At 32.7% G+C, this 14,655-nt stretch carries 13 protein-coding genes; 7 read left to right on the forward strand and 6 right to left on the reverse strand.

The features are described from left to right. Nucleotides 1-177: 177 nt before the first annotated feature. Nucleotides 178-3,606, forward strand: coding sequence for a T9SS-dependent choice-of-anchor J family protein (locus RT99_RS24195; protein ID WP_042567326.1), 3,429 nt, complete (start codon nt 178-180; stop codon nt 3,604-3,606). 58 nt (nt 3,607-3,664) lie between these two features. Here RT99_RS24195 and RT99_RS24200 read toward each other — a convergent pair whose 3' ends face one another. The 5 genes from RT99_RS24200 to RT99_RS24220 form a co-directional block, all read right to left on the reverse strand. Next, nucleotides 3,665-4,192 (reverse strand): MepB family protein, encoded by a 528-nt coding sequence (locus RT99_RS24200; protein ID WP_042567327.1) that lies wholly within the window; start codon nt 4,190-4,192, stop codon nt 3,665-3,667. Nucleotides 4,193-4,246: 54 nt separating this feature from the next. Further along, nucleotides 4,247-6,325 (reverse strand): hypothetical protein, encoded by a 2,079-nt coding sequence (locus RT99_RS24205; RefSeq protein ID WP_042567328.1) that lies wholly within the window; start codon nt 6,323-6,325, stop codon nt 4,247-4,249. Then, nucleotides 6,322-6,837 (reverse strand): RNA polymerase sigma factor, encoded by a 516-nt coding sequence (locus RT99_RS24210; RefSeq protein WP_256365498.1) that lies wholly within the window; start codon nt 6,835-6,837, stop codon nt 6,322-6,324. Before RT99_RS24210 ends, RT99_RS24205 begins: the two co-directional genes overlap by 4 nt. An 86-nt stretch (nt 6,838-6,923) precedes the next feature. Then, a complete protein-coding gene (locus RT99_RS24215; protein ID WP_042567330.1) occupies nt 6,924-7,319 on the reverse strand; it encodes a hypothetical protein in 396 nt (131 codons plus the stop codon). Nucleotides 7,320-7,326: 7 nt separating this feature from the next. Further along, nucleotides 7,327-8,184, reverse strand: a complete 858-nt coding sequence (locus RT99_RS24220; RefSeq protein ID WP_042567331.1) for a protease complex subunit PrcB family protein — start codon at nt 8,182-8,184, stop codon at nt 7,327-7,329. A 201-nt stretch (nt 8,185-8,385) separates the two neighbouring features. On the opposite strand from RT99_RS24220, the gene rmuC reads away from it, so the two are divergent. The 4 genes from rmuC to RT99_RS24240 all read left to right on the forward strand — a co-directional run bounded on the left by rmuC (nt 8,386) and on the right by RT99_RS24240 (nt 11,681). Further along, entirely contained in the window at nt 8,386-9,759 is a 1,374-nt protein-coding gene (gene rmuC / locus RT99_RS24225; RefSeq protein ID WP_042567332.1) for a DNA recombination protein RmuC, read from the forward strand. Between the two features lie 24 nt (nt 9,760-9,783). After that, entirely contained in the window at nt 9,784-10,332 is a 549-nt protein-coding gene (locus tag RT99_RS24230; protein WP_042567333.1) for an acyl-CoA thioesterase, read from the forward strand. Between the two features lie 62 nt (nt 10,333-10,394). Then, nucleotides 10,395-10,790: a VOC family protein gene (locus RT99_RS24235; protein ID WP_042567334.1), complete on the forward strand. Its 396-nt coding sequence runs from the start codon at nt 10,395-10,397 to the stop codon at nt 10,788-10,790. A gap of 321 nt (nt 10,791-11,111) precedes the next feature. Then, nucleotides 11,112-11,681 (forward strand): YceI family protein, encoded by a 570-nt coding sequence (locus RT99_RS24240; protein WP_042567335.1) that lies wholly within the window; start codon nt 11,112-11,114, stop codon nt 11,679-11,681. 4 nt (nt 11,682-11,685) lie between these two features. Here the strand turns inward: RT99_RS24240 and RT99_RS24245 are convergent, their stop codons facing one another. Beyond that, nucleotides 11,686-12,597, reverse strand: coding sequence for a TIGR01777 family oxidoreductase (locus tag RT99_RS24245; RefSeq protein WP_042567336.1), 912 nt, complete (start codon nt 12,595-12,597; stop codon nt 11,686-11,688). A 94-nt stretch (nt 12,598-12,691) separates the two neighbouring features. On the opposite strand from RT99_RS24245, the gene RT99_RS24250 reads away from it, so the two are divergent. Both RT99_RS24250 and RT99_RS24255 read left to right on the forward strand, forming a co-directional pair. Beyond that, nucleotides 12,692-13,354, forward strand: a complete 663-nt coding sequence (locus RT99_RS24250; RefSeq protein WP_042567337.1) for a TetR family transcriptional regulator C-terminal domain-containing protein — start codon at nt 12,692-12,694, stop codon at nt 13,352-13,354. Then, on the forward strand, nt 13,351-14,655 hold the full coding sequence (locus RT99_RS24255) for an AarF/ABC1/UbiB kinase family protein (RefSeq protein WP_042567338.1): 1,305 nt from the start codon (nt 13,351-13,353) through the stop codon (nt 14,653-14,655). The genes RT99_RS24250 and RT99_RS24255 overlap by 4 nt, the downstream gene beginning before the upstream one ends.

Genomic DNA, 14,655 nt, shown 5'->3' on the forward strand with positions numbered 1-14,655 from the left:
AATAATACAAAATGAAATGGATTCCATTTCCTTACAGAATACTGAATGAATATGTGAATAGTTTGACTTTTGATGCTGTATGGCTGTAAATAACCTTACAATTTGTTTAAGTTATTGCAATATTCTCTTAACTTTAAAGACTTAAATTTGATTTCTAAAACCCTATTTTTTAATCATATGAAAAACATTTACTCGTTACGTCATTTAATGACTTTTTTAAGTTTTTTTTGTTGCTTTGCAATAGTCGCACAGACAATGCCGGCTCTATCGCCACTACCTTATCAGGAAAATTTTGAAAACTGGTCCAGCACTTCAACAGAATTTATTTCAGGATTAAAAGGTTGGAACTTAGGAACAAATGCGACTGGGACAACTGAATTTGCGACATCTTCAACTTTTACAGATTATACCACTATATTAACTGGGAGAGGAGCAAATATTAATTCAGGAGGTTTCTATAATTATGTAGGTAAAATTGGTTTTTTAAACACAACAAACCTTAATCTTGCTCTGGGTTTGGCTTTTTCAACCGATGGACTGACTGACGTAAAAGTTCAATACGATATTATGACCATACGAAATCCGTATGATGCAAGTAACACAAGGATTAATGAAATGATTTTGCAATATAGAGTGGGATCAACAGGAGATTTTACTTCAATTGCAGGAACAGAATATCGTAATAATACGGAGAATCAGACAGGAACAAACGTTTTTCTGCCGCAAAATTCGCTAAAAAGAAAAATTACACTTCCTGCCCAATGTAATAATCAGCCTGTAGTTCAGATAAGATGGGTTTCAAAACAAGTTTCGGGAGGTGGCGGACGTCCATCTTTTGCAATTGATAATATTGATGTTAGAAGTGATAATACTGCTCCGGTTACTGTTGCTGGTTATCCTAAAACAGACAATGTCTTATCTTCAGGCTTCGATTTTATCAGTAAAATAAACGAAAGTGGAAAAACATATTACGTCTTGCTTCCGGGCGGAAGTTCTGAGCCAACAATTGCACAAATAAAAACAGGTCAGGATGCAGCCGGAAATACAGCTTTACAATCTGGTTTCGTAGATATAATTGATCCAACTCAGGAGTATTCAAAAACATTTACTGCCTTAAGTTTGAATACGGCATATTCTGTTTTTTCTTTTTCAGAAGATCTTTATGACAATCCACAAATCACAGTAAATAGAGTAGACGTGACTACTGCAAGTGTTGTAGATCCTCTAATATCTACTACAATATCGTCATTAGATTTAGGTTTTTCAGAATCGAATTATGAGGATGCCATTCACAAAAGCTACCAAATTGCTGCGGTAAATCTAACAACTGATGTGGTAGTAACAGCGCCGGCAAATTTTAGTATTTCTAAAGACAACAATACGTTTGCATCATCACTGACTTTTACTGTTGCTGATTTTGCTTCAAACGCAACACCAACAGTTTATGTAAAATTCTCACCAAATGCTGTTGCTGGTTTTTCTGGTCAAATAACGCATGAATCAACCGGAGCAGTAACTACAACAGTTTCGCTAACCGGAACGGGTATTAATCCATATGTACAAGGTTTTAATGATGCAAATGTTTTAACAAATAGTGGTTGGGCACAATACAATCTTGCAGGACCAACCAATCAATGGAAACATACAACAGAAACAAGAAATATAAATTCTGGCGCGGGAGCAGTGTTAGTGAACGGCTATACAGATACAGGAGCAAGTAACGATTGGTTAATTTCGCCTAGATTGCGTTTAGATAATTTTGTAAACTTGCCGCTGCTGTCATTTTATTCTCGTAAATTTTATCCAGGGCCAGGTTTAAAATTAATGGTTTCTACAAATTATGACGGAGTAAGCAGTCCGGCTACAGCAACATGGACAGAAATTGAGGGTAAATTTCCAACCAGTACAGGTAATTATGTGCAATCGCAATATATTAAATTAGACGCTTATAAAACAAACCATACGTATCTGGCGTGGGTTTATGAAACAACAATGGGTGGTGGAAATAATAATGCTTCAGAATGGTCATTTGATGATTTTGCTATAACCAATGAAGCAGGTTATGTAGACTCAAATCCGGTTTTAGATTTTGGAATTGTACTTCAGAATACCGTTTCTGATGCTCAATCATTCAATTTTAAGGCAGAAGGATATGGAGATATCACCATTACAGCTCCGGCTTCCTATCAAATTTCAGCAGACAATATTTCTTTTGGATCCACGATATTAGTTTCTGCTGCAGATGCTTTAGCCGGAAAAATACTTTACGTAAAGTTTGCACCAACAGTCAAAGAATTTAAAATAGCTGGAGCCTTAACAGTAACCGGAACTTCATTAAATAAACAAATTGGTTCACTGACAGGTTCTTCTTTACCAAAAGAAGATACTTTTGATGTGGTGACTTATAATTTAGAGTTCTTCGGTTCTACAAATAATTCCTATGGTCCTACAGACAATTTATTGCAAATTGAAAATGTTGCTAAAGTGATGAATAAACTAGATGCAGATGTATACGCAGTTCAGGAAGTTTCAAGTGATGGTGCCATAGATGACTTAATTCAGAAAATAAGCATAAACGGAAAAACATTTGCTAAGAGTACCTCTACATCATGGTCTTATTCATGGGATCCCACTTCAGACCCAAATTTTCCACTTCAAAAGTTAGTCGTGATTTATAACACACAAACAACATCTGTCAAAAAATCGCGTGTTATGTTTCAGGGTTTGTATGATGAATTAGTTGCCGGAACAAAAACTTTAGTTAATTATCCATTACCATTGGGTACGCCACCGGCAAAACCTAGCACAGGATTTTTCTCTTCAGGACGTTTGCCTTATATGGTAACCATAGAAACGAATGTTAACGGAGTTAAAAACGAAATAAATCTAATAGACCTTCATGCCCGCGCCAACAGCGGATCTGATGTTACCACCTATAACAGACGTAAATATGATACGCAGGTTCTAAAAGATAGTTTAGATACTTACTATGCAAACTCAAACATAATTCTTTTAGGAGATTATAATGATGATGTAAAGGGATCTGTTTTTGGCGTTAATAATCCTTCAACTTATGAGAACTTTGTTACAGATAGCAGTAATTACAAAGCCTTAACTTTAGAAATTAGTCAGGCCGGTGCGTTTAGCTTTTTAAGTTCAGGTGGATTTTTAGATCATATCATGATTTCAAACGAATTGGTTGATCAGTATGTTAATAGCTCAACAGCCGTTTATGATCCAAGAAATGATATTCCAAGTTATACTACAAATACATCAGATCACGGCCCGGTAATTGCTCGTTTTCAATTGAAACAAGATGTATTATCTACAATTGATTTTGATGCTAAAAAAGGTTTTGCACAAGCATATCCAAATCCTGCAACTGATATTGTAAATATTGTAGTAAAAACAACTGATGAGAAAAACTTAAAATTAAAGCTTTATGATATCTCAGGACGTTTGGTTGGTGGTCCGATTGAAATAAAAGGTTCTCAGGATAGTAATATTACCGCAGTTCAGGTAAGTAATTTACGATCTGGAATTTATGTTTATACCTTAAGCGAAAACAATAAAGTTGTTTTTAAAGATAAGATTATAAAGAAATAATCACAATAACCGATATTAAAAAAAGGCTGTCTGAATCTCAGACAGCCTTTTTTGTATTTTATAAAAGCAGTAATTTTTTGATTTTATCGAAATCTGTTTTCGGTGATATTTCACAGAAATAATCCAATTGCCATTTTTGCGTTTTTTGAGCTTGTTTGCTCGAAGTTTCGTCCCAGGGCGGATAAACTCTCGTGGCGCGTATTCCTTCCTTTGCAGCAGTCGAAAAAATTCCCTTTTGTAACAAAATTGATTTCGGGAAAATAAATTGACCTGATAAATCATTTTTTATAACACTTACAATCACAAAATCAATAGCATCAGAAAAATCAAAAGGTTCAATAATTCCGGTTTTATTTCGTTTCCATAAAGTTACAAATTGCCCTGTTTTTGTAGGCGTAATTTTTGCCGTTCTAAATTTAATAGTACGGCCTTCAATTTGAAAATCGTATGCATTATAATCCTGACTTTCTGCTTCTGGTTGAGGTTCAGTACATTCAAAATTACAATAATCATAAACCAATTCTTTGGCAATAATTAAATCGTTAGGGAATAGTTTTGTGTTGATCCAGTTATTTTTGATTGCCATTTTAAGAATGCTAATTTGTTGTTATTTTTCTTGAAAAGTACAACAAAAAGAACTCTAAAAGGAAACATTCAAACCAAAATTTAACCCCCATTGAAATTGGTTGAAAGACTGTTCGCTTAAAGGATTTATATAATAATTCATAGCAGGCTCAACAAAAACATTTGTTTTTTTATAGATGCGATATTGTACAGTAGTACTTAATAGTGAGCCATATACATAATCGTTTGCGTTTACATTTTCGCCAATAGAGCTGCCATTTAAAGCCATATCATTTGAAATTAATTTACCTACAAATCCGCCTGTATTTAAACTAATATTGGTTTTGTTTTTATTAAAAATAGAATATGAAACCTCTAATGGTACCTCAAGATATCTTAAATTCTGATCCAGTTTTCCTTTTTCGACATTATCACTTTTTAATGCCGTTATTGTATTAGTAGGTACAAATATATAATTGGCATTATTTGTAATATGAGAAGTTGCTACCGTTGCATTTTGGTTGAAATAATCGCTGGAAGTCAAAAATGCATTTGTAGTTCTCATATAAGAAACATTGGCAATACTCTGACCCAATTCATTGAATTTTACACCAGAACTTACGGCCCACTTTTTATTGATTTTATATTTCGTTTTTACACCGTAACTGTTACTTTGTTTAGAATCGTTTACGTTGCCCAAAGTTTTTTCATTTTTATAATTTTCAGAATTGGCAACTCCGGCAAAAACTTCCACAGCCCATTTTTCATTTTTAGCAATAGCTTTATCTTCTTTTTCTTTTTTAGTTTCGGGAGTTACGGCAACAATACCTTTTTCTAAATTTTGAAGTTCTGCTAACTGAACTGAATCTTGTTTGCTTAACGCATCACCAAATTTTGAAGTGCTTTTTTGATTATCAGCAATAGCTCTTTCGTTTGTTATGATTTCGTTTTTAAATCCTTTTGCAGCCGTATTTGTTTTTTGATCTTTATTTAATGCTGAATTAAAAGGATTTGAAGCCAGATTGTTCTCGTTTTTTAAATTCAGTTTATTTTCAAAAATAGAAGAAGGCTTTTGATTTTTAGAACCAGAATTAATGGAATTTGTTTTATTCGGAACAACTGATTTTTCGGCTACTGCCTGATTTGTTTTTGCATTTTCAATATTAGAAAACTGATTTTTAGAACCAGAATTAAAGGTATTTGTTTTATTTGGAACAATTGAGTTTTCAGCTACAGTCTGATTTGTTTTCTCTTTTTCAATGTTTGAAAACTGATTTTTAGAACCAGAATTAAAGGTGTTTGTTTTACCTGGGATAACTGATTTTTCAGCTACAACCTGATTTGCTTTTGCTTTTTTAATATTTGAAAATTGATTTTTAACGTCAGAATTAAATGAATTTGTTTTCTCGGAGATAACAGATTTTTCAGCTACAGCCTGATTTGTTTTTACTTTTTCAATATTTGGTGTTTGAAATTTAGAAGGCGAATTAAATGTATTTTCATTATTCGGAACAAGAGATTTTCCGGCTACAGCCTGGTTTGAATTTCTTTTTTCAGAGTTTAATGTTTCAGCTTTAGAAGCGGTATTAAAGCCATTCTCATTATTTGGGGCAAATGATTTTTCGGCTACTGCCTGATTTGGTTTATTTACTTCTAAATTTGATTTCCCATTTAAAACACCTTCTTTATTGCTTTTGTTTTTGGTGTTTATTGAACTGACTGTCGTTTTTTGATTTTGATTGATTTTAGAAGGATCTGATATGCTTTTTGTTTCTTTTTCAGATGAGTTTCCAAGCGCAACAGCATTTTCTGTACTTTTTATTTTGTTGGTAATGGTATCTTTCTGAATATTGTTTTCTTCAATGCTTCTTGTTTTTGAATCATTTAAGTCTGTATTTTTTCCGTCCAGAACAACATTATTATTTTTAGAGCTATTATCAATAGTTTTGATTCCTGCATCAGAACTAAAATGTAAAACAGTTGGGAGCATTAAACCCAATAACAAGCATGCGGCAGCAGACCACCAAAGAATCGCTCTTTTTTTCTTTTTTGGTTTGTCTAGTTTTTCTTCAATCTGACTCCATAATTCAGGAGGCGGAACACTTGAAAAGTTTTCCATTGATGAAAAAATATCTTCTATATTTTGCTTTTTCATGCTGTCTTAAAATTTTTTATGCTCAAAATTCTCTTTTGCAAAATGCGCTTGGCCCTGTTTAAATTTGATTTTGATGTTCCTTCTGAAATCTTTAGTAATTCGGCTATTTCCTTATGTTTCATTTTTTCAAAAACATACAAGTTAAAAACCGTCCTGTATTGATCTGGTAAATCCCGAATATATTCTAACAGTTTTTCTTGTTCTATTGGCGGGATATCCAGTTCCTGTTCTTCAATAAAATCGGTATCAGGATCAAAAACATCCAAAAAGAAACTTTCTTTTTTCTTTTTATTTAAAGTCTCAATGAGTTTGTTTATAAAAATTCGCTTCATCCAGCCTTCAAAACTTCCTTCAAACTTAAACTGATTTATTTTTTGAAAAACAACAATAAATGCTTCCTGAAAAACATCCTTTGCATCATCTTCGTTTTTCATATATTTTAAGCAAATGCCATACAAAACCGGAGAGAACAACTGATAAATTTTCAGTTGTCCCTCTCGTTCATTTTGCATGCATTGGCGAATATATTTTTCTAAATCGTCTTTCAAAAAGTGGTTAGATTTGTTTTGGCAAAATTAGCTTTTTTTAACTCATTTAGCTATCTTTTAAAAATAGTACGAGTAGCGTCTGAGTTATTGCTTAAAATGGTTAGGTTTTGATTATCAAGCTTTTCGATTACATAAGTTTTACCTTCAAACGAAATAAGGTCATGTTCCAGATTATCTGCTGCACCAAGGCCTTTTCCAATTTCATAGCTGCTGTTTCTAATCTCTACATCATTTTTATACGTGATCACCCTTCCATCAGAAGTAAAAACTACTTTTTTAGTAAATCCACTTGTTTTTGGTGTAGCCGTGTAAGGATTATTGGTTCCTCCAATAGATTTTTCCCAAATCCAGGTATTTACTATCGCATTGGAATTTATTGTCTTTTCTGTAGCACAAAAGCTTGAAAAAAGACAAAAGGCAATAAAAAACAATAAAATTCTTTTCATAATCGGATTATTTTAAACTTGTAATTTTATCCTGAATGGCTTTTTTGAAAAGTTTTATAGCGTCACTTTGATCTGCAGTATCATAAGTATCAATGAAAATTTTAGTAACAGTTCCTGCCTGACGCATTTGAAAATAAACGCCGCCCTGATCTGCAGTATCCGGAGCACCGTACGTTTTAGTCTGACCTTTAATATTTAAAATTTCAGCTGGAACATTTTTTAAGAACAAAGTATATTCGCCTCTTTTTATTGTGCTGGTATATTTGTATTGCTCAAAACTATAACTTCCGTAAGCAACATCCTGAAATTTAAGAATGTTAAAATCATTTAATTGATAGAAATTACGAATGCTGCCAATGTTTCCAATAATAATATTATCTGGAGACTCTGAAGTTTTGATAAAAACAAGTGGTTTTTTAGTTGCAGGAATTAAAATAAAGTCTGAAGGATAAGTTGGTGTTTGTGTAATTTGTTCACCTGCCTGTGGGCTTTTTTCATAAAAGGTGATAATCATTTGACAGCTATTTTCATACATAGAAGTGACTTTAATTTCATATCCGCTTGTTGGTTTTGCTCCGGCATAAACCCCAACTAAATGGTTTTTTGTAAAATCAATATTCGGATCACTGGCAACAGGACAAGTGTTTTCATGCTTTGTAAATGCCTTATCCATACTTTCCTGAGTATCTATATAAATAGCCTGAGGGTTATTAGGCATATTTTTTACACTATAATTACATAAAAGAGGAAATCCTGTAAAAGGCACATTTACATCAGGTCCGCAATCTGTATTAAAATCATCGTTGTTAAGGGAGCAGGCACTAATTCCAAAAGCTATAAATAAGCCAAGCATTATTTTTTTCATGATATTTTTTTAATAGGTTATATTTAATAGATAATCATCTTTTAAAAAGGTTGCGTAGAACGGTTTTTTTTGAGCGTATTTTTTTGAAAAATGGTTCAGAATGTTTGTTTAATTTTGAATTGATAATAATTCGTGAAATTTAAATTTTAAAATTCGGGACTACGTATTATTGCGTACTTTTACTTAAAAAACAACTTAGTTATGTTCGACTTCCTTCCATTTTTATTGGTTTTTATAATCGCATTGTTACTAGGTATTTACTTTGGAAGAATATTGTTTTCGGCTAAATTTCAATCTGAAAAAATTAGCTTGGAAGAAAGATTAAATGCCAATGTAAATCAGTATCAATTGCAGAAAGAGCAATTTGAAAATGACAGAAAAAATTTTGAAAGACTTTTGCAGCAAAATAATCTGGAAAAAGAAAATATCAGAACCGAAAAGGATAGTCTCGCCATTCAGCTTTCAAAGAAAGAAGTAGATTTTGAAAATTTATGGGAAAGGCATAAAGAACAAAAAGCTGAAATAACAGAGCTTCAGGAAAAATTCACCAAAGAATTTGAAAATTTGGCGAATAAAATTCTCGAAGAAAAATCGGCAAAATTTACAGAACAAAACAATGAAAATATGAAAAGTATCTTGTTGCCTTTACAGGATAAAATTCATGTTTTTGAGCAAAAAGTAGATCAGACACACAAAGAAAGTATCGACTATCATGCTGCTTTACGTCAGCAAATTTTAGGTTTAAGTGAAATGAATGCTCAAATGAGTAAAGAAACCTTAAACCTAACAAAAGCGTTGAAAGGCGATAGTAAAATGCAGGGAAATTGGGGCGAACTGGTTCTGGAACGTGTTTTAGAAAAATCCGGACTGGAAAAAGGAAGAGAATACGAAGTACAGCAAAGTTTTACCAATACAGAAGGAACGCGCGTTTTGCCGGATGTTGTAATTAATTTACCAGACGGAAAGAAAATGATTGTCGATTCGAAAGTTTCTTTGGTAGCCTATGAGAAATGGATCAACGAAGAGTCTGAGATTCTTAAAAGTGATTTTTTAAGAGAACACGTACTTTCGATTAAAAGACACGTAGAGCAGCTTGGCAGTAAAAATTACCATGATTTATATCAAATTGAAAGCCCGGATTTTGTATTGCTTTTTATACCAATAGAGCCCGCTTTTGCGATTGCTTTAAACGAAGATTCTACGTTATACAACAGAGCTTTTGATCGCAATATTGTAATTGTAACACCAACCACATTATTGGCCACTTTGCGCACCATTGATAGTATGTGGAGCAATCAGAAACAGCAGGAAAATGCTTTTGAAATTGCAAGACAGGCCGGTGCATTGTATGATAAATTTGAAGGTTTTGTAACCGATTTAGTAAAAATTGGAAACAAAATAAAAGATACCAAAACCGAATATGAGAATGCAATGAACAAACTCGTTGATGGAAAAGGTAATCTAATTTCGAGTGTAGAAAGATTAAAGAAAATGGGAGCGAAGGCCAAAAAATCGCTTCCGGAAAATATTATTACAAGAGCCTCAAATACCGACGAAAGTCAATCCCTAAATTAAAACTTAACCAAACAGAATAAAAACATGACTACAGATTTTAAGCCCGTTTCATCATCAAAAATTAGTATTTCCGAATTAATGTTACCATCGCATACCAATTTCAGTGGTAAAATTCATGGAGGATATATTCTTCAATTATTAGATCAGATTGCCTTTGCTTCGGCATCAAAATTTTGCGGTAATTATTGCGTTACGGCTTCAGTTGATACAGTGAATTTTTTAAAGCCTATCGAAGTGGGGGAATTAGTTACAATGAAGGCTTCTGTAAATTATGTAGGTCGTAGTTCCATGATTGTAGGCATACGTGTTGAAGCTGAAAATATTCAAACCGGAGCCGTAAAACATTGTCTTTCGTCTTATTTTACAATGGTAGCAAAAGATAAAGAAGGCAAAAGCGTGCAGGTTCCCGGACTTATTTTATCCAGTTTAGATGAAGTACGCAGATTTAGAAAATGCATCAAACAAATAGAAGCTAAAAAAGAATTAGAAGATCATGCAAAAATTACGAATGTAAATTCTATAGAAGATTTGGCAAGTTTAGATAAATATAATGTTTTGTTAGAAATAGGATAATTCTATTTAAAATGATTTTTGTAAATTGAAATCTATTATTAAAAATTAAAAAAAGCAGAGAAATGGTCAAATTTGGTTATACAATATTATATGTAGAAGATGTAGAAAAGTCGGTTGTGTTTTATGAAAACGTTTTTGGTTTTTCAAGAAAATTTATTACACCTGATAATGATTATGGTGAATTGATTACTGGCGAAACTACGCTTTCATTTGCATCAAAAAAACTGGCAGCACAAAATTTAGAAGATGGTTTTGTCGAAAGCAGTTTAGAACACAAACCTTTTGCAATAGAAATAGGTTTTATAACCGATGATGTGTCTGAACTTGTACAAAAAGCAACTTCGTTTGGCGCAATATTGGTAAAAGAACCAACACAAAAACCGTGGGGTCAAGTTGTAGCGTATGTGAGAGATCTTGATGGTTTTTTAATTGAAATTTGTACCGAAGTTGAAGGATAGGAATTTAATTCACAAATTAATTATCATATAGTTCCTACGGGATACTTTGAAACACACATATCCACTTCAAAGTGTCTCGTAGAGACAATACTTCATCACCAATATTTCTGCCTCACTCTACATTTCAAGAGCAAAAACATTTCACAAATATTTAGCATAATACCAGCGACTAAGCTCCGGAAAATTACGTAACTTTAAGTGTATATATAAGTTGCTATATTTAACGGAATAACTGCCATTCGATTTTTCAAAACTGATTCTTTCAGTTGTCTATTTTAATTTAAAAAATGGAGTGACATAATTGTTTAATTGCTGACGATTATGAAAAGAACTACTTTACTTATTTTGCTTTTTACTGCATTTTCTTTGTATGCTCAGGAAAAATTTACAACCAATACAGCCACAGTAAATTTTGAGGCATCCATTCCTCTTTTTGAAGAAATAAAAGCAGTAAATAGATCGGCTGTGATAGTTTTAGAGCCTAAAACCAGTACATTTATTTGTACCGTTATAATCAGAGATTTTCGATTTAAATTAGATTTAATGCAAGAGCATTTTAATGAAAACTATTTAGAGAGCCATCGTTATCCTAAAGCCGTTTTTAAAGGAAAAATTGCAAAATTTGATATTAAAGATATTGATGACGCCGAAAAGGAATATTTAATAAAAGGAAAATTAACCGTACACGGAAAATCAAGAGAAATTGAAGTAAAAGCCTTATTGAAAAAAGTAAATGAAGGAATACAAATTCATTCTGATTTTCCAATTTTGGTATCTGATTTTGATATTTCAATCCCTATGAAAATCGGTTCAAAAATCTCATCGACTGCAAATACAGGTTTAACCGGAGTTATTAGAAATGAGGAATTGGCTCTTTTAACTTTAAAATAAAAAATCACGACAAACTATGAGAAAGGGCAGTTTCGATATCAGTAAATTGAAACTCAAAACCCGTTTGTTGTATTTTTTCAGAGGAAACTCTTTGTCCTTCCAAAACAGCAACACTCATTTCGCCCAAAGCAAAGCGAATTAAAAAAGCAGGTACTTTTGGGAGCCAGATTTTATATCCGTACAGGTTAGCCAGAATTTTAGAAAATGAGCCATTGGTAGTATTATCTGTAATCGCAGCGTTATATGCGCCGTGCATTTCCGGGTCAATGACAGCTTTTAAATAAATCTGGCACAGATCTTCAATATGAATCCAGGGCAAATACTGTTTTCCGGAACCTAAAATAGTGCCAAAACCTGCTTTGAATGATGGATTAATCTTTTTAAGAAAGCCCTCATTTTTTCCAAAAACAATTCCAGTCCTTACTTTTACGGTTCTAATTCCTAATGAATTAATTTCATCAACGGCATCTTCCCAATTTTGGCACGTTATTCCTAAAAAGTCATTTGCCGGAGGCTGGTCTTCGGTACAAATTTGTTTGCTGGTATATGCGCCGTAGATTCCAATCGCCGAAGCCGAAATAAATGCATCCAGTGATTTATTTTTCTTCTTTAAAACATTAAAAATTAGTTTGACCGGTTTTGTTCTACTTTCCAGAATTGCTTTTTTTCGTTTTTCTGTCCATCGTTTTTCAACAATTCCTTCACCTGCTAAATGAATAATATAATCTGCCTTAAGTATAGCTTCTTCCTCGATAAAATCATTTTCTAAATCCCATTTGTAATAAGTGATTAAAGGAGTATTTTTTCGATCACTGCGGCTTAGTACAGAAACCGAAAAACCATTAGCAATTAATACTTCGGTTAAGTATTTGCCAATGAACCCTGATCCGCCGGTAAGTAAGACATTTTTGGACATGATTTATAATATATTTAACAGTGCATCTTGTTTAGCGATTAGTAAAGATAATTAAACATTGCTTACCTTTAAGGCGAATTCTAAATTAATTAAAATGGATACTAAAAAGAAGATAATCAACAAAGAAGATATCGTTTCGCTATACATGAATGAGATTTTAGAGAAAGGGCAAAAGCCAAAATCTGTATACCATTTTGCAAAAGAAAATGATTTTGAAGAAACAGAATTTTATGCTTTTTTTGGAACATTGGAAGGTTTAGAAAAAGAAATTTTCAGGCTCTTTTTTGTCAATACAGTTGATTTGCTTCATAAAAATGCAGATTACCAGGAGTATGATATGAAAAACAAAATGTTGAGTTTTTACTTTACTTTTTTCGAAATACTGACTGCCAACAGAAGTTACGTCCTGCAATCATTAAAAATAGATAGAAATCCCTTAAAAAACCTTTCGCAATTATCATTGCTTCGAGAAAGTTTTAAAGAATATGTTTCAGAAATCCTGACAGATGATTATAGAATTGAACAGGAAAAATTTCAAAAATTTCAGGAAAAAGGAATTCAGGAATCGGCCTGGCTGCAATTAATGATGACGATTAAATTCTGGATGGATGATGCGTCTCCAGCTTTTGAAAAAACGGATATTTTTATCGAAAAATCTGTAAACGCTTCGTTTGAGTTAATGAATGTTGCGCCATTGAACCATCTTTTAGATTTCGGAAAATTTCTTTTCAAAGAAAAAATATACAACAAACAATGAAAACAATAGATTATATACCAACCTCAAAGATAGAAAGAGCCGGAAAACTAGTGCAGACTGGTGCCAAAATTGGGGTAAACTACGTTAAACATTATGCTGAAAAAATAGTAAATCCTGATTTAACCCGCGATAAACTCAACGAGAATAATGCTGAAGATATTTACGACGGTTTAAAAAGCCTAAAAGGAAGCGCACTTAAAGTGGCGCAAATGCTAAGTATGGACAAGAACTTTTTGCCTCAGGCTTATGTAGAGAAATTTTCGCTTTCACAATTTTCTGTTCCGCCATTATCTGCCCCATTGGTTTTAAAAACATTTAAAACTAATTTTGGGAAAACACCTTATGAAATCTTTGATGAGTTTAATGCAAACTCTGTAAATGCAGCAAGTATTGGGCAAGTGCATTTAGCAACTAAAAATGGTAAAAAGCTAGCCGTTAAAATTCAATATCCAGGTGTTGCCAATAGTATTTCTTCAGATTTGGCTTTGGTTAAACCTATTGCAATCAGAATGTTTAATTTGCAGGGGAAAGATTCTGATAAATATTTTAAGGAAGTTGAAGATAAACTGATAGAAGAAACGAATTATTTATTAGAACTGGAACAAAGTAAAGAAGTTGTAGAAGCTTGCAGTAAGATAGAAGGTATACTTTTTCCGAATTATTATCCTGAGTTTTCATCAGAGAAAATTATTACGATGGATTGGATGACAGGAATTCATCTTTCTGAGTTTACCGCCATTAATACAAATCGTGACGTTGCGGATAAAATTGGGCAGGCACTTTGGGATTTTTATATGTATCAAATTCATGTTCTTAGGAAAGTTCACGCAGATCCACATCCGGGAAATTTTTTGGTAGATGATCAAAATAATCTGATTGCTTTGGATTTTGGCTGTATGAAACAAATTCCGACAGACTTTTACGTGCCTTATTTTGAGTTGATCAATAAAAACGTGATTACAGATCCAGCTCTTTTTAATGAAAAATTGTTTGAGTTAGAAATTCTTCGCCCGGACGATTTACCTTCGGAAATTGAATATTTTACAGAGATGTTTCATGATTTATTGTCACTTTTCACAAAACCTTTTCAGGAAGAAACATTTGATTTTGCAGATGAAACTTTCTTTGAAAATATTGCCAAATTAGGCGAACGCTTTTCTAACGATACCAATCTCAAAAAAATGAACGGAAATCGCGGTTCAAAACACTTTATTTATATGAACCGTACTTTCTTTGGTTTGTATAATTTAATGTTCGATTTAAAGGCAAAGATTAAAGTAGATAATTATTTGAAATACTAG

The organism is Flavobacterium sp. MEB061, from assembly GCF_000834715.1.
Classification (GTDB): Bacteria; Bacteroidota; Bacteroidia; order Flavobacteriales; family Flavobacteriaceae; genus Flavobacterium; species Flavobacterium pectinovorum.

Excerpts from the sequence above, each read along its gene's own strand:
- RT99_RS24195 (WP_042567326.1), top strand. The coding sequence starts at position 178 with ATGAAAAACATTTACTCGTTACGTCATTTAATGACTTTTTTAAGTTTT.
- RT99_RS24200 (WP_042567327.1), bottom strand. The coding sequence starts at position 4,192 with ATGGCAATCAAAAATAACTGGATCAACACAAAACTATTCCCTAACGAT.
- RT99_RS24205 (WP_042567328.1), bottom strand. The coding sequence starts at position 6,325 with ATGAAAAAGCAAAATATAGAAGATATTTTTTCATCAATGGAAAACTTT.
- RT99_RS24210 (WP_256365498.1), bottom strand. The coding sequence starts at position 6,837 with ATGCAAAATGAACGAGAGGGACAACTGAAAATTTATCAGTTGTTCTCT.
- RT99_RS24215 (WP_042567330.1), bottom strand. The coding sequence starts at position 7,319 with ATGAAAAGAATTTTATTGTTTTTTATTGCCTTTTGTCTTTTTTCAAGC.
- RT99_RS24220 (WP_042567331.1), bottom strand. The coding sequence starts at position 8,184 with ATGAAAAAAATAATGCTTGGCTTATTTATAGCTTTTGGAATTAGTGCC.
- rmuC (WP_042567332.1), top strand. The coding sequence starts at position 8,386 with ATGTTCGACTTCCTTCCATTTTTATTGGTTTTTATAATCGCATTGTTA.
- RT99_RS24230 (WP_042567333.1), top strand. The coding sequence starts at position 9,784 with ATGACTACAGATTTTAAGCCCGTTTCATCATCAAAAATTAGTATTTCC.
- RT99_RS24235 (WP_042567334.1), top strand. The coding sequence starts at position 10,395 with ATGGTCAAATTTGGTTATACAATATTATATGTAGAAGATGTAGAAAAG.
- RT99_RS24240 (WP_042567335.1), top strand. The coding sequence starts at position 11,112 with ATGAAAAGAACTACTTTACTTATTTTGCTTTTTACTGCATTTTCTTTG.
- RT99_RS24245 (WP_042567336.1), bottom strand. The coding sequence starts at position 12,597 with ATGTCCAAAAATGTCTTACTTACCGGCGGATCAGGGTTCATTGGCAAA.
- RT99_RS24250 (WP_042567337.1), top strand. The coding sequence starts at position 12,692 with ATGGATACTAAAAAGAAGATAATCAACAAAGAAGATATCGTTTCGCTA.
- RT99_RS24255 (WP_042567338.1), top strand. The coding sequence starts at position 13,351 with ATGAAAACAATAGATTATATACCAACCTCAAAGATAGAAAGAGCCGGA.